General features: G+C 67.4%; 31 protein-coding genes. 13 read left to right on the forward strand and 18 right to left on the reverse strand.

Going from position 1 to position 24,975, the window contains the following annotated elements; translation table 11 throughout:
- Positions 1–3: 3 nt before the first annotated feature.
- The 3 genes from HALKA_RS0111800 to HALKA_RS0111810 all read right to left on the reverse strand — a co-directional run bounded on the left by HALKA_RS0111800 (position 4) and on the right by HALKA_RS0111810 (position 2,491).
- The gene (locus HALKA_RS0111800) at positions 4–939 is read right to left on the reverse strand and encodes an alpha/beta fold hydrolase (RefSeq protein ID WP_018258185.1); all 936 of its coding nucleotides are present in this window, start codon (positions 937–939) and stop codon (positions 4–6) included.
- A gap of 146 nt (positions 940–1,085) precedes the next feature.
- The gene (gene meaB, locus HALKA_RS0111805; RefSeq protein WP_015763753.1) at positions 1,086–2,066 is read right to left on the reverse strand and encodes a methylmalonyl Co-A mutase-associated GTPase MeaB; all 981 of its coding nucleotides are present in this window, start codon (positions 2,064–2,066) and stop codon (positions 1,086–1,088) included.
- Positions 2,063–2,491 (reverse strand): cobalamin B12-binding domain-containing protein, encoded by a 429-nt coding sequence (locus HALKA_RS0111810; RefSeq protein ID WP_018258186.1) that lies wholly within the window; start codon positions 2,489–2,491, stop codon positions 2,063–2,065. Before HALKA_RS0111810 ends, meaB begins: the two co-directional genes overlap by 4 nt.
- Positions 2,492–2,595: 104 nt before the next feature.
- On the opposite strand from HALKA_RS0111810, the gene HALKA_RS0111815 reads away from it, so the two are divergent.
- Entirely contained in the window at positions 2,596–3,174 is a 579-nt protein-coding gene (locus HALKA_RS0111815) for a DUF420 domain-containing protein (RefSeq protein ID WP_018258187.1), read from the forward strand.
- A gap of 134 nt (positions 3,175–3,308) precedes the next feature.
- Here the strand turns inward: HALKA_RS0111815 and HALKA_RS0111820 are convergent, their stop codons facing one another.
- From HALKA_RS0111820 to HALKA_RS0111830, 3 genes are all read right to left on the reverse strand, one after another.
- Positions 3,309–4,067 (reverse strand): ABC transporter permease, encoded by a 759-nt coding sequence (locus HALKA_RS0111820; RefSeq protein ID WP_018258188.1) that lies wholly within the window; start codon positions 4,065–4,067, stop codon positions 3,309–3,311.
- Positions 4,064–5,005, reverse strand: coding sequence for an ABC transporter ATP-binding protein (locus tag HALKA_RS0111825; RefSeq protein ID WP_018258189.1), 942 nt, complete (start codon positions 5,003–5,005; stop codon positions 4,064–4,066). The genes HALKA_RS0111820 and HALKA_RS0111825 overlap by 4 nt, the downstream gene beginning before the upstream one ends.
- A 179-nt stretch (positions 5,006–5,184) precedes the next feature.
- On the reverse strand, positions 5,185–5,415 hold the full coding sequence (locus tag HALKA_RS0111830; RefSeq protein WP_018258190.1) for a SelT/SelW/SelH family protein: 231 nt from the start codon (positions 5,413–5,415) through the stop codon (positions 5,185–5,187).
- Between the two features lie 66 nt (positions 5,416–5,481).
- On the opposite strand from HALKA_RS0111830, the gene HALKA_RS0111835 reads away from it, so the two are divergent.
- Positions 5,482–6,237 (forward strand): sensor domain-containing protein, encoded by a 756-nt coding sequence (locus tag HALKA_RS0111835; RefSeq protein ID WP_018258191.1) that lies wholly within the window; start codon positions 5,482–5,484, stop codon positions 6,235–6,237.
- 54 nt (positions 6,238–6,291) lie between these two features.
- Here HALKA_RS0111835 and HALKA_RS0111840 read toward each other — a convergent pair whose 3' ends face one another.
- Positions 6,292–6,978: a DUF7546 family protein gene (locus tag HALKA_RS0111840; protein WP_018258192.1), complete on the reverse strand. Its 687-nt coding sequence runs from the start codon at positions 6,976–6,978 to the stop codon at positions 6,292–6,294.
- A complete protein-coding gene (gene cyoE / locus HALKA_RS0111845) occupies positions 6,975–8,390 on the reverse strand; it encodes a heme o synthase (RefSeq protein WP_026190289.1) in 1,416 nt (471 codons plus the stop codon). Before cyoE ends, HALKA_RS0111840 begins: the two co-directional genes overlap by 4 nt.
- Positions 8,391–8,574: 184 nt before the next feature.
- Between cyoE and coxB the strand changes: the two genes are divergently transcribed.
- Together coxB and HALKA_RS0111855 are read left to right on the forward strand one after the other, a co-directional pair.
- On the forward strand, positions 8,575–9,324 hold the full coding sequence (coxB, locus tag HALKA_RS0111850) for a cytochrome c oxidase subunit II (protein WP_018258194.1): 750 nt from the start codon (positions 8,575–8,577) through the stop codon (positions 9,322–9,324).
- A 92-nt stretch (positions 9,325–9,416) separates the two neighbouring features.
- Positions 9,417–9,854 (forward strand): MaoC family dehydratase, encoded by a 438-nt coding sequence (locus tag HALKA_RS0111855; RefSeq protein WP_018258195.1) that lies wholly within the window; start codon positions 9,417–9,419, stop codon positions 9,852–9,854.
- Positions 9,855–9,873: 19 nt separating this feature from the next.
- Here HALKA_RS0111855 and HALKA_RS0111860 read toward each other — a convergent pair whose 3' ends face one another.
- From HALKA_RS0111860 to btuC, 4 genes are all read right to left on the reverse strand, one after another.
- Positions 9,874–10,140, reverse strand: a complete 267-nt coding sequence (locus tag HALKA_RS0111860; protein WP_245545391.1) for a hypothetical protein — start codon at positions 10,138–10,140, stop codon at positions 9,874–9,876.
- Between the two features lie 138 nt (positions 10,141–10,278).
- Positions 10,279–11,043, reverse strand: a complete 765-nt coding sequence (locus HALKA_RS0111865; protein WP_018258197.1) for a CAP domain-containing protein — start codon at positions 11,041–11,043, stop codon at positions 10,279–10,281.
- 34 nt (positions 11,044–11,077) lie between these two features.
- Positions 11,078–12,322, reverse strand: coding sequence for an ATP-binding cassette domain-containing protein (locus HALKA_RS0111870; RefSeq protein ID WP_018258198.1), 1,245 nt, complete (start codon positions 12,320–12,322; stop codon positions 11,078–11,080).
- Positions 12,319–13,407, reverse strand: a complete 1,089-nt coding sequence (gene btuC, locus HALKA_RS0111875) for a vitamin B12 ABC transporter permease BtuC (protein WP_018258199.1) — start codon at positions 13,405–13,407, stop codon at positions 12,319–12,321. Before btuC ends, HALKA_RS0111870 begins: the two co-directional genes overlap by 4 nt.
- A 61-nt stretch (positions 13,408–13,468) precedes the next feature.
- Between btuC and HALKA_RS0111880 the strand changes: the two genes are divergently transcribed.
- Genes HALKA_RS0111880 through HALKA_RS0111895 form a run of 4 tightly spaced genes read left to right on the forward strand, consistent with a single transcriptional unit; the run spans position 13,469 to position 16,223 of the window.
- A complete protein-coding gene (locus HALKA_RS0111880; protein WP_018258200.1) occupies positions 13,469–14,602 on the forward strand; it encodes a PGF-CTERM-anchored ABC transporter substrate-binding protein in 1,134 nt (377 codons plus the stop codon).
- Between the two features lie 22 nt (positions 14,603–14,624).
- Positions 14,625–14,903, forward strand: coding sequence for a signal recognition particle subunit SRP19 (gene srp19, locus HALKA_RS0111885; protein ID WP_018258201.1), 279 nt, complete (start codon positions 14,625–14,627; stop codon positions 14,901–14,903).
- A complete protein-coding gene (locus HALKA_RS0111890; protein ID WP_018258202.1) occupies positions 14,900–15,127 on the forward strand; it encodes an H/ACA ribonucleoprotein complex subunit GAR1 in 228 nt (75 codons plus the stop codon). The genes srp19 and HALKA_RS0111890 overlap by 4 nt, the downstream gene beginning before the upstream one ends.
- Positions 15,128–15,167: 40 nt before the next feature.
- The gene (locus HALKA_RS0111895; RefSeq protein ID WP_018258203.1) at positions 15,168–16,223 is read left to right on the forward strand and encodes a presenilin family intramembrane aspartyl protease PSH; all 1,056 of its coding nucleotides are present in this window, start codon (positions 15,168–15,170) and stop codon (positions 16,221–16,223) included.
- On the opposite strand, the gene HALKA_RS0111900 is transcribed toward HALKA_RS0111895, so the two are convergent.
- Both HALKA_RS0111900 and HALKA_RS0111905 read right to left on the reverse strand, forming a co-directional pair.
- Positions 16,220–17,230 (reverse strand): ornithine cyclodeaminase family protein, encoded by a 1,011-nt coding sequence (locus tag HALKA_RS0111900; RefSeq protein WP_018258204.1) that lies wholly within the window; start codon positions 17,228–17,230, stop codon positions 16,220–16,222. The two genes, HALKA_RS0111895 and HALKA_RS0111900, sit on opposite strands and share 4 nt — an antisense overlap.
- Before the next feature lie 50 nt (positions 17,231–17,280).
- Positions 17,281–17,499 carry a DUF8015 family protein gene (locus HALKA_RS0111905; protein WP_018258205.1) on the reverse strand — a complete coding sequence of 73 codons (219 nt, stop codon included), beginning with the start codon at positions 17,497–17,499 and terminating at the stop codon, positions 17,281–17,283.
- A 670-nt stretch (positions 17,500–18,169) separates the two neighbouring features.
- Here HALKA_RS0111905 and HALKA_RS21435 point away from each other — a divergent pair.
- On the forward strand, positions 18,170–18,337 hold the full coding sequence (locus HALKA_RS21435; protein WP_015763732.1) for a DUF7331 family protein: 168 nt from the start codon (positions 18,170–18,172) through the stop codon (positions 18,335–18,337).
- 227 nt (positions 18,338–18,564) lie between these two features.
- On the opposite strand, the gene HALKA_RS0111915 is transcribed toward HALKA_RS21435, so the two are convergent.
- Both HALKA_RS0111915 and HALKA_RS0111920 read right to left on the reverse strand, forming a co-directional pair.
- Positions 18,565–18,978, reverse strand: coding sequence for a DUF3054 domain-containing protein (locus HALKA_RS0111915; RefSeq protein WP_026190290.1), 414 nt, complete (start codon positions 18,976–18,978; stop codon positions 18,565–18,567).
- Between the two features lie 42 nt (positions 18,979–19,020).
- Positions 19,021–19,593, reverse strand: coding sequence for a class I SAM-dependent methyltransferase (locus HALKA_RS0111920; RefSeq protein WP_018258207.1), 573 nt, complete (start codon positions 19,591–19,593; stop codon positions 19,021–19,023).
- A gap of 136 nt (positions 19,594–19,729) precedes the next feature.
- Here HALKA_RS0111920 and HALKA_RS20995 point away from each other — a divergent pair, with 136 nt between their 5' ends.
- The gene (locus tag HALKA_RS20995) at positions 19,730–19,870 is read left to right on the forward strand and encodes a rubrerythrin-like domain-containing protein (protein WP_018258208.1); all 141 of its coding nucleotides are present in this window, start codon (positions 19,730–19,732) and stop codon (positions 19,868–19,870) included.
- 47 nt (positions 19,871–19,917) lie between these two features.
- Positions 19,918–20,457, forward strand: a complete 540-nt coding sequence (locus tag HALKA_RS0111930) for a GNAT family N-acetyltransferase (RefSeq protein ID WP_018258209.1) — start codon at positions 19,918–19,920, stop codon at positions 20,455–20,457.
- Here HALKA_RS0111930 and HALKA_RS0111935 read toward each other — a convergent pair.
- Positions 20,440–21,309 carry a DUF8054 domain-containing protein gene (locus tag HALKA_RS0111935; protein ID WP_018258210.1) on the reverse strand — a complete coding sequence of 290 codons (870 nt, stop codon included), beginning with the start codon at positions 21,307–21,309 and terminating at the stop codon, positions 20,440–20,442. The genes HALKA_RS0111930 and HALKA_RS0111935 overlap by 18 nt on opposite strands.
- A gap of 96 nt (positions 21,310–21,405) precedes the next feature.
- On the opposite strand from HALKA_RS0111935, the gene fen reads away from it, so the two are divergent.
- Together fen and HALKA_RS0111945 are read left to right on the forward strand one after the other, a co-directional pair.
- Positions 21,406–22,386, forward strand: a complete 981-nt coding sequence (gene fen / locus HALKA_RS0111940) for a flap endonuclease-1 (RefSeq protein ID WP_018258211.1) — start codon at positions 21,406–21,408, stop codon at positions 22,384–22,386.
- A 107-nt stretch (positions 22,387–22,493) separates the two neighbouring features.
- Positions 22,494–23,900 carry a class II fumarate hydratase gene (locus HALKA_RS0111945; protein WP_018258212.1) on the forward strand — a complete coding sequence of 469 codons (1,407 nt, stop codon included), beginning with the start codon at positions 22,494–22,496 and terminating at the stop codon, positions 23,898–23,900.
- Positions 23,901–24,095: 195 nt separating this feature from the next.
- Here the strand turns inward: HALKA_RS0111945 and HALKA_RS0111950 are convergent, their stop codons facing one another.
- Positions 24,096–24,890, reverse strand: a complete 795-nt coding sequence (locus tag HALKA_RS0111950) for a hypothetical protein (RefSeq protein WP_018258213.1) — start codon at positions 24,888–24,890, stop codon at positions 24,096–24,098.
- Positions 24,891–24,975 lie beyond the last annotated feature (85 nt).

A 24,975-nucleotide genomic window follows, 5' to 3' on the forward strand; every position in this document is an offset into this window, starting at 1 on the left:
AGCTCACGCGACGGCTTCGTCGTACTCGCCCCGAACCACGTCGACGAACCGGTCGGGGTGTTCCGCGTGGGGGACGAGCAACGCGTCGTCGAAGACGACCAGCCGGGCGTCGGCCTCGTCTGCCAGCTCTCGACCCTTCGAGAGGGGCGTGATGTCGGCGTCCCGTCCCCAGACGAGGGTCACCGGCACGTCGAGGGCAGCCAGCTCTGCGGCCAGATCGATCTCGCTGTCGAGGAACCCGCTCACGAACGACGCGGGGGCGAATCGAGCGCCGGGCTGGTGGCCCGACTGCCACTCGTAGTCGACGATCTCCTCGTCGAGGTTGTCCACGTCGTAGTACCCGTGGTCGTCGTGGAAGTACCGCAGCGAGGGCTTGCTGACGACGAGGTTGTAGATCCCCTGTCCGAGTATCGGCGAGCGCAACAGCGAGCGCAGCCACGTCTGGCGTCCGCCCATCGACGTGGCGGTGGGACTGATCAGCACGAGGTGCGCGACGTCCACGTCTCGTGCCGCCAGAGCGGCGTAGGAGCCGGTCAACGACGACGCGACGACGGTGGCGTCGGTGGTGTTGTCGGCCAGAAAGTCCGTGACGAACGTCGTCAGTAGCGACGAGGAGTACAGCAGCGGCGGCCGGTCGGAGTGACCGAAGCCCGGCAGGTCCGGTGCCAGGACGTGGTAGTCCTCGGCCAGGTCCTCGAAGACGGCGTGGAACTCGTGGCTCGACGCGGCGGCGTTGATACCGTGCAACAGGACGAGGTCCGGATCGGACGGATCCCCGGCCTCGGTGTAGGCCACGTCGAACCCGCGCCAGCGGTAGGTCCGCTGTGTGCCCGAGAGCAGCGGTTCGAACTCGCCGGCCCGCGCCGCCAGCAATCGGTTCGCGACCGCCGTCAGCCCGACCGTGCCCGCAGCGACTCCCAGGAGGTTCCGGAGTTTCATATCTCAATGGAAGTGCCTGTCGGATAAATAATCACTGCCCGAACCGCGACCCGCGGCGGTGGGTCATACGGAAAGTTGTAGGTCTTTACCAGATCGACCGCACGCCGTCGTGCGGTCGACTGGGTAAACGCCTACAACTTTCCGTATCAGTCCTGACTGGGCGCGTCGAGACACTCCCTGAGCGGCGCGACGATCTCCTCGGTGACGGTGTACGGGTCGGACTCGCGGGCAACGATCTCGTCGACGTACGCCTCGATCCCGCCGCGCTGGGCCAGCTCGGCTTCGAGCAGGTCGTTGGTGTCTGCCCGCACCAGCGCCCGGATCTCGGCGGCGTAGCGAGAGCGCTGCTTGGCCTCGCGCTGGCCCGACGCGTCGAGGTAGTCGAGGTGGTCGTCGACCGCCGCCATGAACTCCTCGACGCCCTCGCCGCTGTCGGCGATCGTCTCGATCACCGGCGGCTCCCAGTCGTCCGCGTCGCTCCCGGCCCGTCCCTGGCCGTAGTGGAGCATCTCTTTGAGCTGCTGGACGGTCCGGTTCGCCCCGTCGAGGTCGGCCTTGTTGACCGCGAACAGGTCGGCGATCTCCAGAATGCCCGCTTTGAGCATCTGCACGTCGTCGCCGCTGTCGGGCGGGACCAGCACTGCGACGGTGTCTGCCGTTCTGACGATGTCGATCTCGTTTTGCCCGGCACCGACGGTCTCGATGATGACCCTGTCCTTGCCGAAGGCGTCGAGCGCGGTGACCGCGTCGGTCGTCGCCGTCGACAGCCCGCCGAGCGACCCGCGTGCGGACATCGACCGGAAGAACACGTCCATGTCCCCGGCGTTCGAGCCCATTCGGATGCGGTCGCCCAGCACGGCCCCGCCGGTAAACGGCGAGGAAGGGTCGATCGCGATGACGCCGACGGTCTCGCCACGTTCCCGGTAGGTCGCGGCGACTTTGTCGACCAGCGTCGACTTGCCCGCGCCGGGCGAGCCGGTGACGCCGATCACGTCGGCCGATCCGGTGTGGCGGTGCAGTTCGGAGACGATCTCGCGGTACCCCGGCGAGCGGTCCTCGATCTTGCTGATCACTCTCGCCAGCGCCCGGTGCTCGCCCGCGAGCAGGTCCTCGACGAGGTCGCTCATCGCTCCCGGTCGGGCGCGTGCTCGCGAACGTACTCGATCATCTCGTCCATCGACGCGCCCGGACCGAAGATCTCGGCGACGCCCAGGCCCAGCAGTTCGTCCTTGTCGTCGTCGGGGACGATCCCGCCGACGATGACGAGCGTGTCCTCGGACGCGCCGTACTCTTCGAGCCCGTCGAGGATCTGTGGGACCAGCGTGTTGTGCGCACCCGAGAGGATCGAGATGCCGAGCACGTCCACGTCCTCCTGTACGGCCGCCTGGACGACCTCTTCGGGGGCGCGGTGGAGCCCGGAGTAGATCACTTCGAAGCCGGCGTCGCGGAACGCCCGCGATATCACGTGTGCACCCCGGTCGTGGCCGTCGAGTCCGACCTTGGCGACGAGACAGCGGATGCGTTGCCCCTCCGTTTGCTGGTCCGCACTCATGGCAGGTCCTACCACGCCGACCGGTTTCACTCTGACGGTGGCTGGCACCCGCCGATCCCGGGCGACCGGAAAGCACAAACACGCTGCGGGACCGAATTCGAACAATGGCAGTCGCACAACTCCAGTCGCGCGCTCGTGCTCGGCCGCGTGCGGTCACGGCCGTCCTGTCGCTGATCGGATACGCGCTGGTCGCTGGCGCGTTCACCGGGACGCTCCCCCTGCCCGAGATCTCGACGGACGCGGTCATCTTGCTCGGGGACGCCATCGCCGTCGTCAATTTCTTCGCGCTCTGTTCGATCCTGGCGGGCGTCTACTTCATCAGGAACGACGCGGTCCGGAAACACCGGGCGGCGATGCTCACCGCCTTCGGGCTCATCATGCTCTTTCTCGTGCTCTACCTCACGAAGGTCGGGGCGGGCTTCGAGAAGGAGATCCTCGCCGAGGGGGTCGTCTGGGGTGCCTACATCGCGATGCTCGCCGTCCACATCCTCCTGTCCGCCGTCTCGGTCCCGGTCGTGTTACACGCCGTCGTGCTCGGGCTGACCCACTCGCCGGCAGAGCTTTGCGAGACGATCCACGCCCGCGTGGGACGCATCGCGGCCGCCGCGTGGTCGCTGAGCCTCTTTCTCGGCCTGGTGACCTACGTCATGTTGAACCACGTCTACATGTGGCAGCCGCGGTAGCGTCCCGGCGGCGTCGGCCCGTTCCGGTCATACGCAACGACAACGTTCCGTATCATACGGTTTCTTGTAGTTGCTTACTGGTGATCGTCTACTCCGTGGCGACGATCACCGGTAAATCGCTACAATAATCCGTATCAGTCCGTCCGAGGGAGTGCGAGCGCACCGGCGAAGAAGACCACGACACCGACGGCTGTCAGCACCGCGAGGTGTTCGACGCCGCCGGCCACGTCGCCCCGCGTCGCGACCGCCCGGACGCCCCGCGAGAAGTACGTCAGCGGCGAGAGCCACGTCGGCAGCCACCCCGGCAGCAGGCTCGTCGGGACGAACGTCTCCGAGAGGAACAGCAGCGGGAGTGCGACCCCGTTAGAGGCCGCGATGACGCCGTCCTGAGAGTCGGCGTAGCTCCCCAGCAACGCGCCGACGCCACAGAACAGCGCCACGCCGACCGCGACGAACAGCGCCGTGAGCACGACCGTCGCGGGGGTCACCACGATCGACGCACCGGTCAACAGCACCATCACACCCAGCACGAGCAGACTGGCGAGGCCGATGACGCCAACGTTGACGAGGCTCTGACCGACCAGCCACTCCGGGCGGGTCAGCGGCGTCGTCGCGAGCTTCTCGAAGCGGTTGCCGTCGCGGTGTCGCGCGACCTCGCTGCCGACGCGAGACAGCGGGGTAAAGAGGACGACGACCGCGAGATAGCCCGGCACGTAGAAGGCCGGGGACTCGGTGAACAGCCCGCCGTCGCCGGGTCTAGTCTGGACCAGCGCTCCGAAGATCACGACGATCAACAGGGGGAAGAAGAACGTAAAGAAGACGGCCGTCCGTCGCCGCAGGAAGGCCTTCCGGGCGGCCGTGAGTTCCGCACCGATCCGACCGATGCGGCTCACGACTGCTCACCCCCGACTGCCGTCGCCGGCCGACCCGCACCGCCCCGGACCGCACCGACGGCGTCTCCGGTCAGTTCGAGATAGGCGTCTTCCAGATCGGGCTCGCTCCAGGCGAGTTCGTCGTACTCGACGCCGGCCCCGTCGAGCGTCGCGACCACGCCGCCGATCTCCGCGGGGTCGACATCGAAGACGACGAGCCGGTCCTCACCGACCTCGACCGGTCGATCCAGCGTCTGTGCGACCGACGGGTCGAACGTCCCACCGACCGTGAGCGTTCGCTGTCCGCCGTACTCGGCGACGAGCGCCTCGGGACTGTCGACCGCGACGAGAGAGCCGTCGGCCAGCAGTCCGACCCGATCGGCCAGCCGGTGGGCTTCCTCCATGTAGTGGGTCGTCACGAGGATCGTCACGCCGCGGTCGGCCAGCCCGGAGAGCAGTCGCCACAGCGAGCGCCGGCCGGCCGGATCGATCCCCGTCGTCGGCTCGTCGAGCACGAGCAGGTCGGGGTCGTTGATCAGCGCCGTCGCGACGCAGGCCCGTCGGCGCTGGCCGCCGGACAGTTCCTCGTACCAGGTGTCGGAATCCGCTTCGAGACCCACGTCCGCGAGCACGTCCTCGACGGAGCGAGCGTCGTCGTAGAGCCCGGCGTAGTACGAGACAAGCTCCGTCGCCGTGAGCCGCTCGTGTGGCGTGAAGTCCTGTGGGAGCAGCCCGATCCGAGCTCTGTCGATCGCCGTCGGCGACTGGCCGAACAGTTCGACTCGTCCCGCCGCGTCGGTCGTCCCCGTCAGCGCTCGCACGAGCGTCGTCTTTCCAGCGCCGTTGGGGCCGACCAGCGCGAACACCTCTCCCGCACCCAGCGACAGCGACACGCCGTCGACCGCGACCGTGTCCCCGTAACTGCGGCGTACGTCCTCGGCGACCAGTACCTCGTCCATACGCTGTGGTCCGGTCGTGTCGCCGAAAGACGCTTCGACTCGCCACCGCGCTCGGCCGCGGTGTGCTATAGTAACAATTGAAACGATTCACACACCGATCGCACTGCCGTCGTGCGATCGGGTGTGCATTGATTTTCAATGGCTACTATACCCCGGTCCGAAAGCGACACGCACCCCGCTCACAGCGCCGACCGAACCGTCCGAACGACCTCGTCCAGTTCGGCGCTGTCCTCGGCTTTGTCGTACACCGTCTCGCCGTCGACGTTGACCCGGAACACGCCGTGGTCGCCCATCACCAGCGACAGCTCCTCCAGCTCTCGCTCACAACCGTTGAGGATCGCCTCGCTCATCTCGATCGCTCGCTCCCGGAAGCCACACGGAACGCAGTACTCGATTTCGACGGTGCTCATACGGACACCCCTCGCGGAGCCCGGAAAAGAGTAGTTTTTTGCATTGAGCCATTGATACGTATCGGTATGAGTCTCCGGTCCCGCCAGATCAAGGGACATTCGTTGTCGTCCCCGCCGGTCCTCGGTGTCGTCGTACGGGCACAGACCTACAAGAACCTCCTCTATCTGGCGTTGACGTTCCCGCTCGGCCTGTTTTACTTCACGCTGCTGGTCGCCGGCGTCCCGCTTGGAGTCATGCTGCTCTCGGTCGTCGTCGGCCTCCCGGTCCTGATCGGCGTCCTCGTCGTCTCCGATCGGCTCCTCGTCTTCGAACGCTGGCTGGCCTGTCGGCTGCTGGACCGCTCGATCCCGCTGGATCGAGACACCGAGACCGACGACTGGCGCGATTACGTCAGACAGCCGATCACCGACCTCGGGACGTGGGTCGGCATCGCCTACCTTGCGGCCAAGTTCGTCGTCGGCGTCGTGACGTTCGTCGTGTTGACGGTGCTTTTCGCCCTCGTCGCGAGTCTCCTGCTGGCACCGCTGTACTACGACACGACCTCGCTTGGCTTCTACCTGACCGGTCCCGTGGAGTTCTCGCTGTCCTACGTCGTCCAGTTCTGGGACGGTGCGGCCGTGATCACGCTGCCCTTTACCATCACTTCCTGGCAGGTGACGACGCTGCGAGAGGCCCTCGCGGTCTCCGCCGGAGGCGCAGTGCTCGGACTCCTCTCGCTGCACCTCTGTAACCTGCTCGCACGCGTTCAGGGATGGCTCGCGACGGTCGCCATTCGTCCGCGGCCGGTGGACGTAGAACTCCCGTTCTATAGTAACAATTGAAACGATGTACACACCGATCGCACTGCTGTCGTGCGATCGGGTGCGCATTGAGCTTCAACGGCTACTATAGCCGCGCTGCCAGCCCGGTCGGTAGTACAGCAGCGCGATCGTCACGAGGAAGACGACCGTCGAGAGCAGGTAGGACTGGTCGTACAGCTCACCGGCCAGCGCCGCGGAGCCGCCCAGTACCGTCGAGAAGATCGACGCGAGGATCGGCCACGAACAGGAGACACACGAGAGCAGCCCCAGCACGCCCGTGATCGCCGAACCGGCCGCGTCCAGCACCGTCGCGTACACCAGGTACGCCAGCGCGAGATAGCCCACCAGCTGGTAGGGGATGACGCTCACGCGGAGGAGGTCGCTGTTGAGCAGTACGGCCGGTGCCCAGCCCGGTGGCAGCGAGAACCACGCGATTCGGAACTGCGTCGGAAACTCCGGGACACCCGCGCCCCAGAGCCCGCCGAAGTAGGTGAGGAGCCCGAAGTACGCCACTGCGACGACGAGCCCGATCACCCGCTGGCGATCGGACGTTCGCGGGACCTCCGCACGCGCGAAGACCCACAGCGAGACGTTGATCCAGACGAACGGGATCACGAGCGGCTCGACGCCGGTGACCTGGCTGCTGCCGAGGAAGACGTAGCCCAGGACCAACAGCAGCTCCGTGTTGAGGACCAGCAGTCCCCACAGGAGGATCCCCCGGTCGAGCTCGAACCGGTCGATCGAGTACGTGGTCGTGCTCATATTGCGAGTGCGTCCACGACGATCGCGATCAGCAGCGCCCCGAGGTAGGCGTTCGAGGCGTGGAACGCCCGGAAGGCCGCCTGCTCGGTCCGTTCGCGGTGGAGCCGAACGACCGCCCACAGGAAGACGGCACCGAGTAGCGCCGTCGTGAGCGTGTACAGCGGGCCGAGGGACGTGATCGAGACCATGACGCCGGCCGCGATCAGCGTCGCGCCGAGGTAGTAGACGATGTGCTTTCGCGTCTCAGTCTCGCCGCGGACGACCGGCATCATCGGGAAGCCGCCCCTGGCGTAGTCTTCCTTGTACGCCAGCGCGAGGTTGTAGAAGTGGGCGGGCGTCCACAGGAAGATGATGCCCGCCAGCGCGAGCCCGGGCAGGTCGAAGCTCCCGGTGACGGCGACCCAGCCGATCAGCGCGGGCAGCGACCCAGCGAACCCGCCGATGACGGTGTTCTGGACGGTGTTGGGCTTGAGGACGAGCGTGTAGACGACGCTGTAAAACAGGATCGCCGCCAGTCCGAGCGCGGCCACGATCGCGTTGACCTGCCAGAACAGCGCGAGGGAGGCCACGGCCAGCGCGATCCCGAAGGCCAGCGCGTTCCGGACCGGGAGCTGGTGGGTCGCGATCGGTCGGTCGGACGTTCGGTCCATCCGCTTGTCGATGTCGCGTTCGAGGACGTGATTGAACGTCCCCGACGCGCCGATCGCGAGCACGCCCCCACCGAGGGTCAGCAGGATCGTCGACGTCGCGAGGTCCGGGTTCGCGGGGCCGGCGACGTGTGCGGCCGCCAGTGCCATCCCGGCCGCCGCGACGAGACAGAGCAGCCACATCAGCCGGGGCTTCGTCAGCCGGAAGTACGCGAACGCGGTCGCAGTGATGCGCTCGCGGGTCGAGAGCGCGCCGATCGGCGGCCCCTCGGGCCCGTCGTCGATCTCGGGCACCTCGACCGTCTCGGTCACCGGCGTCTCGTCGTCGGTCCCCGTCTCGGCTTCCAGTTGCCACGCCAGCGCGCCCACGAGGGCGGCGAAGATCGCCATGCCCGTCGCGAGGTGGGCACCCGGGAACGGAGCGGTAGCCCCGTTGAGCGCGACGAACGCGCCGAGCGCGATCTGGACGGGATAGAGGACCAGCGCGACCGCGAGCGTCCCCAGGACCCGTCGTCTGGCACCGGTACGGACGCCGACGACGGCCGCGCCGACTACCAGCGCACCGACCGCGGCCGCGAGCAGCCTGTGGGTCCAGGCGATCGCGAGTCCCACGTCTCCGAGAATCGGCCCTTCACACGTCGGCCACGTCGTACAGGCGTGGACGGCGTCGGCGATCGAAGTCGTCGCGCCAGCGACGACCAGCAGGTAGACGCCAACCGCACTCGCGGCGAGCATCGTCGTGAACCGTGGGCGGCGGCCGTTCATCGTTCGTTGTCTCCTTGTTGGAACCTGTGGATGCCTGCACTTAGACCCCCTGATTCGCCCCGGTCGCTGACCCGACGCCGGCGCACACTCGGCGTGGCCGACCGCCTCGAACCGCGACCGCGGCGGCGGGCACTGGCTCAAGACAGCAGCTATTTACCTCCGAAATACTAAGCGGCGAATACGCATGAAGAGAGATCGAGCCGGGCTCGTCGCGCTGTTCGGGGCGATCGCGTTCGCCGCCCTGACACAGCCGGCCGTCGCCCAGCCGTCTGCCTCGGAGACGTCGGAGCTCATCTGGGGGCTCAACATGGACCTCCTGTCCGTCGCGATCCCGATCACGGTGCTGGTCGAGGGCATCCTGATCTACACCGTATGGCGGTTCAGCAAGAACGACGAGCCGCTTCCGACGATGGAGAACCGACGCCTCGAAATCACCTGGACGGTCGCGACCGCGATCATCCTCCTGTTCGTCGGCGTCGCGTCGTATCAGGTCATGGCCGAGCCGATGGTCACCGCCCAGTCGACACAGCAACTCGACACCGGCGAGGAGCCGCTCGAAGTCGAAGTGGTGGCCCAGAAGTACGCCTGGACGTTCAACTACAACGGCACCGCCGCCAACACGTCCCAGGAGTACAGCGCCGACAACAGGCTGAGCAACGGCGGAACCTTGGTGTTGCCGGCCAACCGGACGGTCCGGCTGTCGGTCACCTCGACGGACTGGCTCCACGCCTTCCACGTTCCGGGGCTCGCGCTGAAACAGGACGCCATGCCCGGACAGCACAACACGATCCAGACACGCGTCACCGAGACCGGCACCTACCAGCTGTACTGTGCCGAATACTGTGGCTCGGGTCACTCGCAGATGCTCGGTGAGGTACGCGTCCTCCCGCAGGACGAGTACCAGAACTGGGTCGAGGACCAGCAGTCTTCCTGACACCGTCGGCGCTCTCTTCGCGACGAGCTTTCTCACCCGAGGGGTGACCGTCGACAGGGTGGCTTTTTTTCCCGGCGGTTTCTCTTCCGGATATGGAGTACTTCGAGGAGCTCACGGTCGGGCACACGGAGTCGTTCGGTCGCTACGAGGTCACCGAAGACGAGATCGTCTCGTTCGCCGAGCAGTACGATCCACAGCCGTTTCACACCGACGCCGACGCGGCCCGAGAGTCGATGTTCGGTGGGCTCGTCGCGAGCGGCTGGCACACCGCCGCCATGACGATGCGACTGCTCGTCGACGAGTACATCGCGTCGTCCCGCGCGCTCGGCGCGGCCGGCGTCGACGAGCTCCGCTGGCGAAATCCGGTCGAGCCGGGCGACGTTCTGACCGTCGAGACGGAAATCGTCGAGACCGAACCGTGGGACGAGAGCCGCGGCCTCGTTCACGTCGCGATCGAAACCACGAACGACGAGGGAGCGCCCGTCCAGACGATGACTGCGCTGGTCCTCTGGGAGCGGAAGGAAGCGTAATCTGGCGACGAACGGAGGCTCACTCGACTGGGAGTCGGTCCCTGGCAGACTCGGGACTCCGATCGACCAGCCGCTGTCCGCGCGCGGTCAACCGATACAGCGGCTCCTCCGAGACCCGTTCGAGCACGTCGTTGGCCGCGAGCCGTTCGCAGTACCGCTCGAACTGTGTGTTGTCCATGCCGAGCTGGTACGCGATCACCGGCCCGTACTCCGGTCCCGTCCGTGAAAGCGTCGCGAGGATGTCGCCGTCGTTGGGCTCCATCCAGTCGACTCCTGAGGTAGTCATCTGTCGTTACCGTCTGGCCATGTGTGTCGTTACCACATAACACTGTCGGTGGGTCGGGTCGCGACTCGGCGGCGACTCCTGGACGTGTCACGGGCAGACAAAAGGGATCGATGGCGGTTCGCGGGCGAGAGCGGCCGACTACTCGCAGATTGCCGTCGCCGCGTACACCCTGCCGTCGTCGGTGACAGTGACGCCGACGGCCAGCAACTCGACGCCCCTGTTGATCAGCGACGGTCGGTAGGTCGACGAGTCGAACCAGTTCTCGACGAGCGCCGTCGCGACCTGTGATTCGTTCCCGTTGAACCGGCGCTGTCCGTCTTCCTGGTAGGCCTGGCCGGCGACCGTGGTTCCGACGGCCTGGAACTTGTTGGTTGGCCGGATGATGTCGCCGGTCTCGGGGTCCTGATACTGACATCGACCGTACAGGCCCGCGTTTTCGTACCGGTCGGAGCTACTGTTGCCACCGGCCGAGAACGTCACACTCCGCTCCTGGGCCATCGCCTGGCTGTGGGATCGGACCATCGTCCGGAGCCGCTGCCAGGTGGTGGTGTCGTTCCTGAACGTCTCAATTTCCTGTTCGGCGCGCTTCTCGTTGATGGCTGCGAGTACCTCTCGCTCGATCGCTTCGCTGTCGAACTCGTGGGCGGGGACCGTCGTCTGCACCGGCGTCGCGGTCGCGGTCGCCGTCTCCGTCGATTCGACGGCCGTCGCCGTCTCGTTGGAGGCTGTCGCTGTCGACGTCGTGGCGTCACCGCCACCCCCCGTGGCGGAGCCGTCACTGGCGTCGGTATCGGGGACCGCTGTCGCGTCACCGCCACCGAGTTGCGTCCCGATCAACACCCCGACGCCGAGCGACGTCAGGACGATGAGGACGAGAATCCCCACGATGGCTTTGTTGACCATAGCGTCCGACGCTTGCAGGTCGCCCCATGTAAGTCTATATCTCTCGACGGCTAACGCGTCGGCCGGCGTCTGCCTCGACCGACCGCACGGTCGCCGCCACGTCGTCAAGCCCGCTCGTGGTCGCTCGCTCGCGGAGCCGCTCGTAGCGACGCCGCTGGTCCGTGCCAGCGCGGTCGCGCTCGTCGAGCGGTCGCTCCTCGACGACGACGGTCCGCCCCGCCTCCGCGGCGAGGTCGAGCAGTCCCCCGTCCGGCGTCAGCGTGAGGTCGGCGAGCACCGTCACGTCGGCGTCGTCGATCCGCTCGCCCGTCGCTGCGAGCGTCGACCCGTCCAGCGCCGACATCGGCGGGACGGTCTCGGTCGGAACGTCCAGTCGCTCGCTCACGCCGAGCAGTTCGTCTCCCTCCGGCACCGGGCCGGCAGTGACCTCGAAGCCGGCAGCGTGGAGGCGCGCGACGACTGCCGCACCGACGCGTCCGCCACCCAGCACGTGGACGGACCGCCGCTCGTCGCCGGTGTCCGACAGCGGTGTCACCGTCGGCGCTCCCGTGACGGGGTTTCGCGTGACGACACTCTCCATGTCGAAACTCGTCGCCAGTGCGTCTGCCGTGAGCACGTCGGCCGGCGCGCCCGACGCGACGACCTCGCCGTCCGCGAGCATGACCAGGCGATCGCAAAAGCGTGCGGCGGCCTCCAGGTCGTGGATCGCTCCCAGCACGGCCCGGTCGTCGGCCACGAGCTCGCACACGAGCGAGAGCGTCCGCGTCGCGTGGTTCACGTCGAGACTGGCCGTCGGCTCGTCGAGGACGAGCGCCGGGGCCTCCTGAGCGATCGCGCGGGCGACGAAGACCCGCTGGCGCTCGCCCCCGCTGAGCGTGCTGATCCGCCGATCGCGAAACGACGCGATCGACGTGCGTTCGAGCGCGCGCTCGACGGCGTCCCCGCCGTCGTCGGAACCGAAGCGCGAGCGATGCGGGGTCCTGCCCATCGCGACCACGTCCTCGACGCTGAACGCGAACCGCGTTCCGGTGTCCTGAGGAACCGTCGCGACGCGGCGGCTCCCGGCTCGCGAGGAGAGATCGCTCATCCGATCCCCGTCGACGAGGACCCGCCCCGCGTCGGGATCGATCGCGCCGTTGACCGTGCGCAACAGCGTCGTCTTGCCCGCGCCGTTCGGACCGACGAGTCCGACGAACTCGCCGGCCGGAACCCGCAGCGACACGTCACGCAATATCTCTGTGTCCCCCAGCGACACGTCTACGGATTCGACCTCGATCATACGGTGTGGACCTCCCGTCGCCGGAGCAAGTACAGGAAGAAGGGCGCGCCGATGGCGGCGGTGACGATCCCCACCGGTACTTCCGCCGCGCCGCTGCGGGCGAGCGTGTCGGCGGCGACGAGAAACGACGCGCCAGCGAGCGCGCTGGTCGGCAGGAGAATCCGGTGGTCGGGGCCGACCAGCAGGCGCATCACGTGGGGAACGACGAGCCCGACGAAGCCGATGACGCCCGTGACCGCGACCGCGGCCGCGGTGACGACGCTCGCCAGCGCGAGCAAGATCCGCTTGGTTCGCTCGACTTCGATGCCCAGCGCGTGGGCGTCGGCTTCGCCCATCAGCAGGACGTTCAGATCGTGGGCGTAAGCGTAGAGGACGCCGACGGCGAGGACGGCCACGGGCAGCGTCGCCTCGACCTCCGCCCAGGTGCTGTTGTGGAGGTGGCCCATCAGCCAGAAGATCGCCTCGCGGAGGCTCTCGCCCGACTGGACGAGCATGTAGGAGATGACTGCGCCGAGAAACGTCTGGACGGCGACGCCGGCAAGCAGTAGCGTCGCGACCGGCGTCTCGCCGTTCTGGGTCGCGATCGCGTAGACGCCGAAGGCGGCCAGCAACGCGCCGGCAAACGCCATCGCGGGAAGCGGGAGCGCGACGGCGAAGACGATCGCGGCGACCGCGCCGACGGCTGCCCCGGACGAGACGCCGATGATCGACGGGTCCGCCAGCGGGTTCCGGAAGAACCCCTGCATGACGGTGCCGGCAGCCGCCAGCGCGAAGCCGACGACGGCACCGAGGACGATCCGCGGCAGGCGAATCTGGCGAACGATCGTCTCGCTGGTCTCCGGCACGTCGAAGGCGAAGGGGTAGCGGTACTCGACCGACGGGACGGGAAGCGAGAACTCGACGCCGAACAGTCCGGCGTGCTCGCTCTCCAGGGCGAGGCCGACCGGGACGCCGACGGCGTTGGCCGCCGCCCTCGCGACCGTCGGCAGGTCGATCGAGACCGGCCCGATCGTCGCACTCGTCAGTACCGTCGCCAGCAAGATCGCGGACAGCAGCGAGAAGACGAGCCAGTGACGAGACGACACGGTTCCAACCACAGTTGGGATAGACAAGAACTTATTGTGTTCGCCCGGACGGGACAACACGATGAGACGACTCAGTGCGATGGCGCTCGCGGCAGTGCTCGTGCTCTCTGCCGTCGCCGTCCCGGTGACGGCGACCACGAGCGATGGACAGAGCGACGGCTGTGAGTTCCCTCACTCGACGACCGACGCGACCGGCACGGAGGTCACCCTCGACAGCGCGCCAGACCGGGTCGTCGCGCTCCAGCCCAGCGACGCCCAGACGATGTGGGAGATCGGCGCGCGCGACCAGGTCGTGGGTATGCCCCGGAACGCCAACACGGCGTACCTGAACGACACCGGGAACCGAACGGACGTGACCAACGACGACGGCACGACCGACGTGGAGGCCGTCGTCGGGGCGAACCCGGACCTCGTGTTGGCGGCCAACGCGACGCGCAGCGACACCGTCGACCAGCTCCGGAACGCGGGACTGACGGTGTATCACTTCCCGCTGGCGACGAGCCTGGACGACATCGCGAACAACACCGAGACGGTCGGTCGGCTCACCGGTAACTGCGAGGGCGCGACCCAGACCGTCGCGGAGATGGACGAACGCGTCGAGGCCGTCCGAGAGACGGTCTCGGATCGCGATCGGCCGCGCGTCCTCTACTACTTCTACCAGTACACCACCGGCAACGAGACGCACATCCACGACCTGATCGAGACCGCGGGCGGCCAGAACGTCGCCGCGGACGCGGGCCTCTCTGGCTACCAGCCGATCAACGCCGAGGTCGTCGCGGACAGCGACCCGCAGTGGCTCGTCTACCCGTCTGACGCCGCCCAGCCGACCGGTGCGCCGTACAACGAGACGACCGCCGTCCAGCGGGAACAGGTGCTCTCCGTCGACGCCAACTACGTGAGCCAGCCCGCCCCCCGCGTCGTCCTCGCGCTGGAGGCGATGGCCGAGGCGTTCCATCCGGCGGCCTTCGAGACGGCGACCGCAAGCGAGACGCCAGCGACGACAGAGTCCGCGACGCCCGACACGATCACCGAAAGCGAGACGTCCGACACCGTTACCGAGAGCGCGACGCCGGACATCGTGACCGAGAGTGCCACGGTGACGACAGACGGGAGCGGTCCCGGCTTCGGCCTCGTCGGCGCGGTCCTGGCGCTCGTCGCGACGCTCGCACTCGGCGTCCGTCGGAAAGGCTCATAAGGCCCACGCGGCCACTGCACGTATGGTCGAGAACGTCATCTGGCCGGCCGCGCTCGACGCGGCGCTGTCCCGCAACGAGGGCCGGCGTGTCTCGCGCGAACAGGCCGTCTCCGAGCCGACGGTCGACGAGATCGCGAAGGCAGTCCAGCAGGTCGGCTACGACGCCGTCATCGAACGCGAGAAGACGTATCCCCGCGAGTACGAACCGCGGGGACGCGTCCTCGTGAAAGACGCCGACGACGCGACCAAGAGCGACCTGCTGGGTGCCGTCGCGGCGTACCTGCAGGCCCTGCGGGCATGAAACGCGTCGGCGAGGTCGTCCGGATCGCACAGGGGCTGGCGATCGTCCGCTCGGGCGACGACGACTACCCCGGCTTTGGCACGGAGGTCGTGACCGAGGACCTCGCGACTGCCGGCTCGGTGGTCGACGTGTTCGGTCCCGTCGAGAACCCCTACGTCGCCGTCACGCCCGACGACGAGGTGCGGCTCCCGACGCTGGTCGGCCAGCGGCTGTACGCCCGGTAGGCTCCGAAATCCTCATACCTGCGGCGACGGAGTCCCGGGCATGGAGGAGCGAAAGCGCGTCGTTCTGGGGCTCGGGATCGTCGTCGCGATCTTCCTGTTCGTCCAGCTGGGCGCTCTGGCGCTGGTCGAACCGTTCGACCAGGTGTACGACCCGGTCGAGAACCCCCAGGACCCGACGAACACGATCTACTACGTCGTCGCCATCCTCGTCGCCACCGGCGTGATGCTCGCGGCGTTCAAACTCGGCGTCGACGAGCTGATCCGATTGCTGGTGGTCGGCTCCGGTGCCTGGCTCTCGCTGTACGTCTTCAGCGTCCTCGTCCCGCCCGCACCGCTGGTGTTGGGGATCAACGCCATCGCACTCGTCGGCGCGGTCGCTATCGGCGTCGGCCTGTACGTCTACCCAGAGTGGTACGTCATCGACACCGCCGGGGCGCTGATGGGAGCGGCGGGAGCCGGACTGTTCGGCATCAGCTTCGGCGTCTTACCGGCGTTGCTCCTGTTGACCGTGCTCGCGGTCTACGACGCGATCAGCGTCTACGGGACCGAACACATGCTGACGCTTGCGAACGGCGTCATGGACCTGAAGGTGCCGGTCGTGCTGGTCATTCCGCTGACGCTGTCGTACTCGTTTCTCGACAGCGACACCCCCGACGCGACGGCCCAGACGAGTGCCGAAGACGACGGGAGCGCCGCGGACGACGACACGGCGGCCACGCCGGTCACCGACGGTGACGTAGCCGCCGACGCCGACGGCGACGACTCCGTCGAGGGGGTCGCCGAGGAAGGCCCGCTCGAACGCGACGCCCTGTTCATCGGTCTGGGCGACGTGGTGATCCCGACCGTGCTCGTGGCGAGTGCCGCCCACTTCGCGAGCGAGGGGACGCCGGAAGTACTGTCGATTCCGCTGCCGGCCCTGACTGCGATGGTCGGATCGTTCGTCGGGCTCGCCGTCCTCATGCGGATGGTGCTGAAAGGACGGGCACACGCCGGCCTCCCGCTGCTCAACGGCGGAACCATCGGCGGGTACCTCGTCGGCGCACTCCTCAGCGGCCTGACGCTGATCGACGCGCTCGGGCTGGCACCGTACTTCTAGCGTCCCGTCAGCGCTTCGCTGGCCGGCGCGAACTCGATCTCCTCGCCGAGCCCGCGCCCGCGCGCTCGCTCCAGCAGCATCTGTGCGGCCGCGACCGTCTCGATGGCCGTCCCGCCGCTGTCGAACAGCGTGATCTCGTCGTCGCTGGTCCGACCTCGCGCCGTGCCGGCGACGATCTCGCCCAGTTCGGCGTGGACGTGGTCCTCGTCGACGACGCCCTCCTCGACGGCGCGAATGAACGCACCGGCGTCGTTCGTGACCCGCTCGCGGAGGTCCGTGACGTACGTCGCCCGCTCGATCGTCGTCGCGTCGACCTCACGTTTCTCGGGGTGGTACTGGCCCATCGCTGTCACGTGGGTGCCCGGTTCCAGCTCCGAGCCGTCGAACACCGGTTCGCTGGCGTTCGTGGCCGTCACGACGATGTCCGCGCCCTCGATGGCCGCCGACGGCGACGCGACGGCCGCGACGGCCGCGTCGAGCTGTTCGTTCATCTCGGCCGCGAAGGACATCCGGCTGTCGGCGGTCGGGGAGTACACTTCCACGCGCTCCAGCTCTCGGACCGCGGCGGCGGCCTTCAGCTGTGCGCGCGCCTGCGCTCCGCTCCCGAACAGAGCGAGGTCGTCCGCGCGTGGCGGGGCGAGTTCGTCGATCGCGACGCCGCCGGTCGCTCCGGTCTTGAAAGGGTTCAGCGACGCACCGTCGAACACCGCGAGGGGATCGCCGCTCTCGGCGTCGAACAGGGGCAACACGAAGTGAGCGTCCTCCCCGCCGAAACCGGCGGCGTAGGTGTAGCCACCCATCGCGCCCACCGTCGGCAAGATCGCCGTGTACCCCGTCAGCATTCCGGCCGGTGAGTCGGCGTACAGCGTCGTTCTGGGCCGGGCCGGCGCGCCGTGGCCCCGGTCGCGATAGCCGTCGCGAACGGCTTCGACGTACTCCGCCATCGTCGCGAGTCCGTCGATGTCGTCACTCGTCAGGAACAGCGTCGGTTCGTCGGAAGCGGACATACGACCTCCTTCGAGGCGAGGGGGTAAGAAAACGTCGCGGCGACGGGGACCTAGTCTGCGATCTGTGCCGACTCCGATCCGTTCGCGGTCGCCGGCGGCGAGTCGACCGGCGCACGGACGAACATCGCGTGTCCGATCAGGCCGACCGCGACGACGGACGCCATCGGAATCGCCGTGGTCAACGGGATGCCACCGATCACGAGTGTGCCGGAGATGCCTGCGAGCGCGACCGGAATGAGACCGAGTACAAGATCGTAGTATCCCGTCATGAATGTGATTACTGGTATGACGAATACACGTATAAGCGTTTCGCATAATTACTGAATTATCGTCTCTATAGGCATTCGATACTTCTCTCGTCGCCATTGCAAATTCAATTCATAACTTATGAATAGCTACCTGATCGAGAACGTGTGTCTCAGGCCCCAAACCGTCGAAGCCTGATACGGTTTATTGTAGTTGCTTACCGGTGATCGTCTACTCCGTGGCGACGATCACCGGTAAATCGCTACAATAATCCGTATGAGTCCTGTTGGGAGAGGTTCACTTGCCGTCGTCGTCCCGACGCTGGCTGGTGTCACGAACGCCGTTGCCGTGGCGGGGATCAACCACTGCCTATAGTGACAATTGATACGGAAAGTTGTAGGTCTTTATCAGATCGACCGCACGCAGTCGTGCGGTCGACTGGGTAAACGCCTACAACCGTCCGTATGAAACGATTTACACATCGATCGCACTGTAGTCGTGCGATCGGGTGTGCATTGATTTTCAATAGCTACTATAGCGAGATATCTACGCTGATACTCGGAGCGTATCGAAGGGAGCCGGTCAGACAGTGAATTATCTGACGTGATAACTAGGGGGTCGTGCTTAAGGGATCCCGTCTGCAACCGGAGAACGGAGGGACAGAGGCACATCCTACTGCTCCCCTCGATACCTATGAGCACGAATGCCACGGACGACGTGACGGACGCCACGACCGACGAGCAGACTCGGCGATACGCCGAACTCACTATCGGTGACGACGAGTTCGTGATCTACGACCGGGAGAACCACCAGGCGTGGATCCAGTCGACGGTGGCACTCGACGTAGGCACGCTCCAGTAGACCGGTCGCGTGGCACGCGGTCCCTCCGGAACGGGGCACTCACCACGGGCACGACACCGCTGTACGCGTCCCCGCCGAAACGACGGGACCAGCCGATCGCCGGCCACAGACCGTTTCGATCGGGGACGATTCTCACACACACACCGTCTCGTCACTCACACTGACGAGCGACCGCCGTGTCGCCGCTCGGCGCTACGGAGTGGCGACGATCGTGACAGCCAGCGGTATCAGAGCACCACCGACGCGATGGCACGCCACACGAGCAACAGGACTCCCCCGACGATCGCCGAGACGATCGCGAACGTGATCGCGGCGTTACCGGGGAAGACGGCCGTCGCCCGGAGCAACTGGGCGACGACGACTGCCACGATCCACGCCGGCACGATCAGCGAGACCGCCCGCCCCGGTGACCTGATCGCGTCTCGCGTGTAGAGCCCGCCACCGACGGTGACGACGGCGAGTCCGATCAGGAACGGCGCGAGCGTTCCCGCGACGCGGCCGGGCTGTGCGATCGGGTTGACACCGTGGGTGATCTCGCCGATGCCGACGAAGATCGTCACCGCGAGCACGTCTCCCAGCGCGAGCAGGACCATCGACAGTTCCGGATCGACGCGCCGGCCGACCGACGAGGAGACTGACATACCCGCGTCTCGGAGTTCCACCGTCTTTGTTCTCCCGTTTCGTCACGCCGTCGAACGGACGCCGGCCACGACGTAGCCGAACCCGTCTTCGACGAGCACCGGCTCCAGCCCCGCGGCGGCCATCCGTCGGTGGAGCTGCTCGGGCGTGTCGAAGCGAGAGGCGAAGCCGACCAGGTGTTCTGTGGCGACCAGTCCCCGCCCCCTGATCGTCGACGGATCGAACTCTGCCACCACGAGGACCCCGCCCGGTGCGAGCACGCGCTCGGCCTCGCGGATCGCCCCGTCGCGGTCCGGGAGGTGGTGCAAGGCGTCGACGATCGTCACCGCGTCGGCGCTGTCGTCTGCGAGTGGCAGCGCCGCCGCGTCGCCCTGGACGGTCGCCAGCCCGTGGCGCGTGGCCTGCCGGAGCATCCCACGGGCGGCGTCGACGACGAGTCGTTCACCGGCCGAGACCGCTCTGAGTGCGCGACCGCTGCCGCCGGCTACGTCGACGACGCGGTCCACGTCTCTGTCGGCCTCGGCGAGTCCGGCCGCGAGCGCACCCGCGTCCGCCGACGGCATCAGCCGGTCGTACGCCCAGGCGAACCGATCGAAGACCGCAACATCGCCGTGCATACCGGCCCGTCTCGGCCCAGCCGCTTGACCGTATCGTCGAACGTGACCGCACGTTCGATCCTCGACGGATCTGAATATGTATCATATAATGTGTTCTAGGGGAGAGGGTATTAGATTGGACTTCGTATCGGCGAATATGCGCCCGAGTACCACGACGACAGAAGAAGAACTGTACGAATGTTTCGATTGCGGCCAGCGCCGGCAGTCGACGACCGACCGTACCTGCGAGGAGTGTGGCGGCACGCTCCGGAACATCCACCGTTCGCGGGACCTGTAGCCGCCCCGGACCGCCGGACTCTTTCGCTTCCCCGCCGAGGCGTCGGTATGGAGTTCGTCCTGCTGGGGTGGCCGCCGGACGGCCCGACGCTCGAACTGGACTACCGGACGTTCAGCTACGCGGGCAAGTTCGTCATGTCCGCTACCGGCAAGAGTGTCGCACGCGAGGACGGCGAGATCGTCGCTGCGGTCGCGTTCAACGAGGACCGTACCGACGAGACGACCCTCTGGCTGCGCTACGTCACGGTCCGCGAGGATCGCCGCGGCGAGGGGATCGGTCCCAGACTGCTCTCGTTTACGCGCGCTCGGGCCGCCGACCGCGGGTACGACTCGCTTCGGATCGCCGTCAACAACCCCTTCGCCTACGAGGCCGGCTACCGCGCGGGCTTTGCCTACACCGGCGAGACGACCGGCATCGCCGAACTCGTGCTCGCGTGGCCCGGCGACCGGTCGCCAGCGCGCTACCGATCCGGTCTGGAACGCTACCGCGAACGTGACCTCAGTCCCGAAGAAGTCGCCTTTCTCGACGACCGTCGCGGTGCCGATCCACCGGCGACTGTCGCCGTCCCGTCACCCGACGGGGTCTGATTCGAAGACTCGCGTCTCGCAGTCCTCACAGGAGACGGCGGCCACCTCGTGGGTCGTACAGCAGGACTCGACGGTGTCGGTGCCGAAGGCGAGCGCTCCGCCACACGAGGGACACGTCGTCAGGAAGAGCCTGAGACCGTTGAGCAACTGGCCCCGGTGCGTGACGGGGACGCTCTCCCAGTCGTCGAGCCACTCGCCCAGCACCTCCGCCGCGGCGATGTCGGCGACGAACGCGCCGCGGGACTCCCAGGTGCCGACGTACTGGCCGTCGACGCGGGCGCGGAACGCCGAGCCGTGCTCTTCGACGGTCACCTCCTCGGCCGTGGTGTCGAGCAGCGCCGGCAGGCGTTCCCGCCCCACGTCCGCGTCCCGAATCCGCTCGATCGCCCCGTTCCACTCGGCCTGGAACGGGTCGGTGAGACAGAGGTCCTCGCCGCCCCGGCACGGTTCGAGCGCGCCGGCCTCGACCAGGTACGTTTCTAGGTCGATCTCCGCCGGCTCTTCGGTCTCCGCTCTGACGGCGGGGTCGGCGGTCGACTTCGCGACGCCCGCCGCGGCCCCTGCCGGTTCCTTCCCGAACAGTTCCAGTAGCCAGGGCGGGAAGTACCGCTTGGTCAACGCGGGCGTTCCCGGTACGAGATACCCCTTGAAGTAGATACTCACAGCCGAGACCAGGAGGACGACGCCCGCGCCAGCGACCCCGACGGCCGGCGTCGCCCAGATCGCCCCGGCCGCACCGATACCCCCACTCAGCAGGATCCCGATGGCGCTGTTGACCAGCGTACACGGCACGCACCGATTCGTCCCGGTGTACTCCGAATCCTGGTAGCGACGCAGTGTGTCTGTCGCCATACGATTCGGTACCGATCCGGACGATAATAAATCCCGTGTGGGACCGACGACGCCGACCACCACCATTCAAACCCCGCTCGCACTTACCTCGGTGCGATGGGAAACGCAGACCTACGATCGCTGGCGTCGCTCGAAGACGTTCCCTTCGAGGAGCTGAGTGACAGCGTCGTCGCCGTCGACGCCCACAACTGGCTCTATCGGTATCTCACGACCACGGTGCGGTTCACCAGCGACGAGAAGTACACCACCAGCGACGGGACGGAGGTGGCGAACCTGATCGGCGTCGTCCAGGGGCTCCCGAAGTTCTTCGAACACGACCTGACGCCGGTCTTCGTCTTCGACGGCGGCGTCACGGAGCTCAAAGACGACGAGGTCGAGCAGCGCCGCGAGGCCCGCGAGGCCCGCGAGGAGAAACTCGAAGCGGCCCGCGAGCGCGGGGACTCGGAGGCGGTCGCCCGACTCGACTCCCAGACACAGCGCCTGACCGACACGATCCTGACGACGACGCGCGAGGTGCTGGCACGGCTGGACGTGCCCGTCGTCGACGCGCCCGCAGAGGGCGAGGCCCAGGCCGCTCACATGGCACGCCAGAACGCCGTCGACTACGTCGGGACCGAAGACTACGACGCGCTCCTGCTGGGCGCGCCCCTGACGCTGCGCCAACTCACCAGCAGCGGCGACCCCGAACTGATGGACTTCCAGGCGACGCTGGACCACCACGGCATCACCTGGGAGCAACTGGTCGACGCCGCGATTCTGATGGGGACGGACTTCAACCCCGGCATCGACGGTGTCGGGCCGAAGACTGCGATCAAGCTCGTGCGAGAACACGGCGACCTCTGGGGCGCGCTCGACGCCCGCGACGCCCACGTCGAACACGGCGACCGCATTCGAGAGCTGTTCCTCGATCCGGCGGTCACGGACGACTACGACCTCGATCTGGCGGTGAACCCCGACCTCGACGCCGCCCGCCAGTACGTCACCGGCGAGTGGGAGGTCGACGAAGGCGAGGTCGCGCGCGCCTTCGAGCGCATCGAGGCCAGCGTCGTCCAGACCGGGCTGGACGACTGGGCCTGACCATCTTTTTCCCCGGCGGGTTCGAGTCGCGGCGACGCCCCCGCAACCGCTGGCGCGAGCGTGAAAGCGGTGGGTTTTACGCCGACCGGGGCGACGTTTCACGTGTCATGAGCGACGAGTTCCGGACCGAACGCGACAGCCTCGGAGAGATGCAGGTGCCGGCCGACGCGTACTGGGGCGCACAGACCCAGCGCGCGGTCGAGAACTTCCCGATCTCGGAGGAGACCTTCGGTCGACGCTTCGTCCGAGCGCTGGGCATCGTCAAGAAGGCCGCCGCGCGGGCCAACGAGGACCTGGGCACGGTCGAGAGCGAGACGGCGGCGTACATCGTCGAGGCCGCCGACGAAGTGGTCGACGGCGAGCACGACGACCAGTTCCCCGTCGACGTGTTCCAGACGGGGTCGGGAACGTCCTCGAACATGAACGCCAACGAGGTCATCGCCAACCGCGCGACCGAGCTCTCGGGCGGCGAGATTGGGACGCGGGCGATCCACCCCAACGACCACGTCAACTACGGCCAGTCGAGCAACGACGTGATCCCGACGGCGATGCACGTCGCCGCACTGGAGGCCGTCGAGAAGGACGTGCTGCCCGCGCTGTCGACGCTGCGTGACGCGCTGGCGGACAAAGAGTCGGCGTTCGACGACGTGGTCAAGACCGGCCGCACCCACCTCCAGGACGCGACGCCGATCACGCTGGGCCAGGAGTTCTCTGGCTATCGCGCCCAGGTCGAGAAGGGGATCACTCGCGTCAAGCACACGCGCGATCACCTCTCGGAGCTGGCGCTCGGCGGCACCGCCGTCGGCACCGGCCTGAACACCCACCCCGAGTTCCCCGCCAGAGCCGCCGAGTACATCAGCGAGGAGACGGGGATCGACTTCCGAGAGGCCGACAACCACTTCGAGGCACAGGCCGCACACGACGCCATGAGCGAGGCCCACGGCGCGCTCCGGACCGTCGCCGGCAGCCTCAACAAGATCGCCAACGACCTCCGCCTGCTCGCTTCCGGCCCGCGCAACGGTCTCGGCGAGATCGACCAGCCGGAGAACCAGCCCGGCTCTTCGATCATGCCCGGCAAGATCAACCCCGTCGTCGCCGAGGCCGTCAACCAGGTCCACAAGCAGGTCGTCGGCAACGACGCCGCCGTCTCTGCCGGCGCTGCCGAGGGCCAGATCGACCTCAACCTCTACAAGCCGATCCTGGCCAACAACTTCCTCCAGTCGGCGCGTCTCATCGCCAACGGCAGCGAGGTCTTCGCCGAGAAGTTCGTCGCGAAACTCGAAGCCGACCGGGAGCACTGCGCCGAGCGCGTCCAGCAGTCGATGGCGCTGGCGACGGCGCTCAACCCGGCGATCGGCTACGACAAGGCCAGCAAGGTCGCCAAGCAGGCCCTCGCGGACGGCAAGACGGTCAAGGAGGTCGTCGTCGAAGAGGGGTATCTCTCGGAGTCGGAGGCCGACGACGTGCTCGATCCGGCCAAGATGACCGAGCGCGTGATTCTCGGGGACGGCTAGCGAGGCGGGCCTTCGTCCCCCGATTGGCGGTTCGTACTGCCGGCTGGACAGCCGTGACGAACGTCGCCACCCCGGGGTGGCGAATACCCGCGCGAAGGTACGGCTGGCGGTATCATACGGAACGTTGTAGGTCTTTACCAGATCGACCGCACGCCGTCGTGGGGTCGACTGGGTAAACGCCTACAACCGTCCGTATCAGTCGCTCGTCCGGACCCACGACGGTTTCTCGACGGTCGTCGTCCCGAGCCGTTCGTACGCGAACGAGTAGCGAACGAACTCGCCCCAGTCGCTGTTGCCCCGCCAGTAGCGCACCGAGAGCGACCGCACGAGCCCGTCGTGTCTGATCACCGCGCTGACCGAGACGTTCCGGATCGGGCGCTCGGTGACGAAGGTTCGCTGCTCGCCCCGTAGTTCGTAGTGGCGCTCGCCGTCGTCTCGCAGGACGCTGACGGTCGCGTTGTCGATGGTCAGGAACCGCTCGATGGCGACCGTCGCCTCCCTGTCGAGTTCGGGACGCGGGGCCGTCGAGCCGAGTTGGCGCTGTCGGGTCTCGCCGTCCAGTTCGGTGTAGCGAACGTACCGGCCGTCGGGGTCCTGAAACTCGGAGTAGTTGTCGAAGTAGCGAGCCCGGCTCTCGTCCCAGACGACGCGCTCGTTCGTCCAGTAGGCGTACGTCGACTCGTTGGCGACCCGGGCGACCTGTCGCGTGTCGAGGGTCTCGTTGGCCCTCTGGCGGCTCGTCGACCGCTCCGTCGTGAGGGTGTACGACTGGTCGGCCGTCGCGCGCTGATGTGCGGCAGTGAGCCGGTCGACGTTCGCGACGCCGTTCCCGGTGACGCCCGGCGGGAGTGCCCCCGTCTCTGTCGTCGCGTCGGCCGGCTCCGGGACCGGGGCCGGCGTGAGCGTCTCGGTGCCGCCGTCGGAGGTCGCGATGCCGCCACAGCCCGCCAGGAGTACCGCCGCGAGAACGGCGACGAGCCTGCGATCCATACCCGTATCACGGGCTCGACGATCAAAAGTGACACCCAGCCACCCGGCGGCCGCTCGGTCCCGGACCGGCCGACAACGGTGCGTT

The organism is Halomicrobium katesii DSM 19301 (genome assembly GCF_000379085.1).
GTDB lineage: Archaea > Halobacteriota > Halobacteria > Halobacteriales > Haloarculaceae > Halomicrobium > Halomicrobium katesii.

What these genes read in the sequence shown, in the direction of transcription:
- HALKA_RS21435 (WP_015763732.1), top strand. Translation starts at nt 18,170, where the DNA reads ATGAGCACGAATGCCACGGACGACGTGACGGACGCCACGACCGACGAG.
- HALKA_RS0111860 (WP_245545391.1), bottom strand. Translation starts at nt 10,140, where the DNA reads ATGACTACCTCAGGAGTCGACTGGATGGAGCCCAACGACGGCGACATC.
- HALKA_RS0111810 (WP_018258186.1), bottom strand. Translation starts at nt 2,491, where the DNA reads ATGAGTGCGGACCAGCAAACGGAGGGGCAACGCATCCGCTGTCTCGTC.
- HALKA_RS0111890 (WP_018258202.1), top strand. Translation starts at nt 14,900, where the DNA reads ATGAAACGCGTCGGCGAGGTCGTCCGGATCGCACAGGGGCTGGCGATC.
- cyoE (WP_026190289.1), bottom strand. Translation starts at nt 8,390, where the DNA reads ATGAACGGCCGCCGCCCACGGTTCACGACGATGCTCGCCGCGAGTGCG.
- HALKA_RS0111865 (WP_018258197.1), bottom strand. Translation starts at nt 11,043, where the DNA reads ATGGTCAACAAAGCCATCGTGGGGATTCTCGTCCTCATCGTCCTGACG.
- HALKA_RS0111895 (WP_018258203.1), top strand. Translation starts at nt 15,168, where the DNA reads ATGGAGGAGCGAAAGCGCGTCGTTCTGGGGCTCGGGATCGTCGTCGCG.
- HALKA_RS0111945 (WP_018258212.1), top strand. Translation starts at nt 22,494, where the DNA reads ATGAGCGACGAGTTCCGGACCGAACGCGACAGCCTCGGAGAGATGCAG.
- HALKA_RS0111815 (WP_018258187.1), top strand. Translation starts at nt 2,596, where the DNA reads ATGGCAGTCGCACAACTCCAGTCGCGCGCTCGTGCTCGGCCGCGTGCG.
- HALKA_RS0111915 (WP_026190290.1), bottom strand. Translation starts at nt 18,978, where the DNA reads ATGTCAGTCTCCTCGTCGGTCGGCCGGCGCGTCGATCCGGAACTGTCG.
- HALKA_RS0111920 (WP_018258207.1), bottom strand. Translation starts at nt 19,593, where the DNA reads ATGCACGGCGATGTTGCGGTCTTCGATCGGTTCGCCTGGGCGTACGAC.
- HALKA_RS0111930 (WP_018258209.1), top strand. Translation starts at nt 19,918, where the DNA reads ATGGAGTTCGTCCTGCTGGGGTGGCCGCCGGACGGCCCGACGCTCGAA.
- HALKA_RS0111900 (WP_018258204.1), bottom strand. Translation starts at nt 17,230, where the DNA reads ATGTCCGCTTCCGACGAACCGACGCTGTTCCTGACGAGTGACGACATC.
- HALKA_RS0111840 (WP_018258192.1), bottom strand. Translation starts at nt 6,978, where the DNA reads ATGAGCACGACCACGTACTCGATCGACCGGTTCGAGCTCGACCGGGGG.
- HALKA_RS0111880 (WP_018258200.1), top strand. Translation starts at nt 13,469, where the DNA reads ATGAGACGACTCAGTGCGATGGCGCTCGCGGCAGTGCTCGTGCTCTCT.
- HALKA_RS0111935 (WP_018258210.1), bottom strand. Translation starts at nt 21,309, where the DNA reads ATGGCGACAGACACACTGCGTCGCTACCAGGATTCGGAGTACACCGGG.
- HALKA_RS0111905 (WP_018258205.1), bottom strand. Translation starts at nt 17,499, where the DNA reads ATGACGGGATACTACGATCTTGTACTCGGTCTCATTCCGGTCGCGCTC.
- HALKA_RS0111870 (WP_018258198.1), bottom strand. Translation starts at nt 12,322, where the DNA reads ATGATCGAGGTCGAATCCGTAGACGTGTCGCTGGGGGACACAGAGATA.
- HALKA_RS0111830 (WP_018258190.1), bottom strand. Translation starts at nt 5,415, where the DNA reads ATGAGCACCGTCGAAATCGAGTACTGCGTTCCGTGTGGCTTCCGGGAG.
- HALKA_RS0111800 (WP_018258185.1), bottom strand. Translation starts at nt 939, where the DNA reads ATGAAACTCCGGAACCTCCTGGGAGTCGCTGCGGGCACGGTCGGGCTG.
- coxB (WP_018258194.1), top strand. Translation starts at nt 8,575, where the DNA reads ATGAAGAGAGATCGAGCCGGGCTCGTCGCGCTGTTCGGGGCGATCGCG.
- HALKA_RS20995 (WP_018258208.1), top strand. Translation starts at nt 19,730, where the DNA reads ATGCGCCCGAGTACCACGACGACAGAAGAAGAACTGTACGAATGTTTC.
- HALKA_RS0111855 (WP_018258195.1), top strand. Translation starts at nt 9,417, where the DNA reads ATGGAGTACTTCGAGGAGCTCACGGTCGGGCACACGGAGTCGTTCGGT.
- HALKA_RS0111950 (WP_018258213.1), bottom strand. Translation starts at nt 24,890, where the DNA reads ATGGATCGCAGGCTCGTCGCCGTTCTCGCGGCGGTACTCCTGGCGGGC.
- srp19 (WP_018258201.1), top strand. Translation starts at nt 14,625, where the DNA reads ATGGTCGAGAACGTCATCTGGCCGGCCGCGCTCGACGCGGCGCTGTCC.
- meaB (WP_015763753.1), bottom strand. Translation starts at nt 2,066, where the DNA reads ATGAGCGACCTCGTCGAGGACCTGCTCGCGGGCGAGCACCGGGCGCTG.
- fen (WP_018258211.1), top strand. Translation starts at nt 21,406, where the DNA reads ATGGGAAACGCAGACCTACGATCGCTGGCGTCGCTCGAAGACGTTCCC.
- HALKA_RS0111825 (WP_018258189.1), bottom strand. Translation starts at nt 5,005, where the DNA reads ATGGACGAGGTACTGGTCGCCGAGGACGTACGCCGCAGTTACGGGGAC.
- HALKA_RS0111835 (WP_018258191.1), top strand. Translation starts at nt 5,482, where the DNA reads ATGAGTCTCCGGTCCCGCCAGATCAAGGGACATTCGTTGTCGTCCCCG.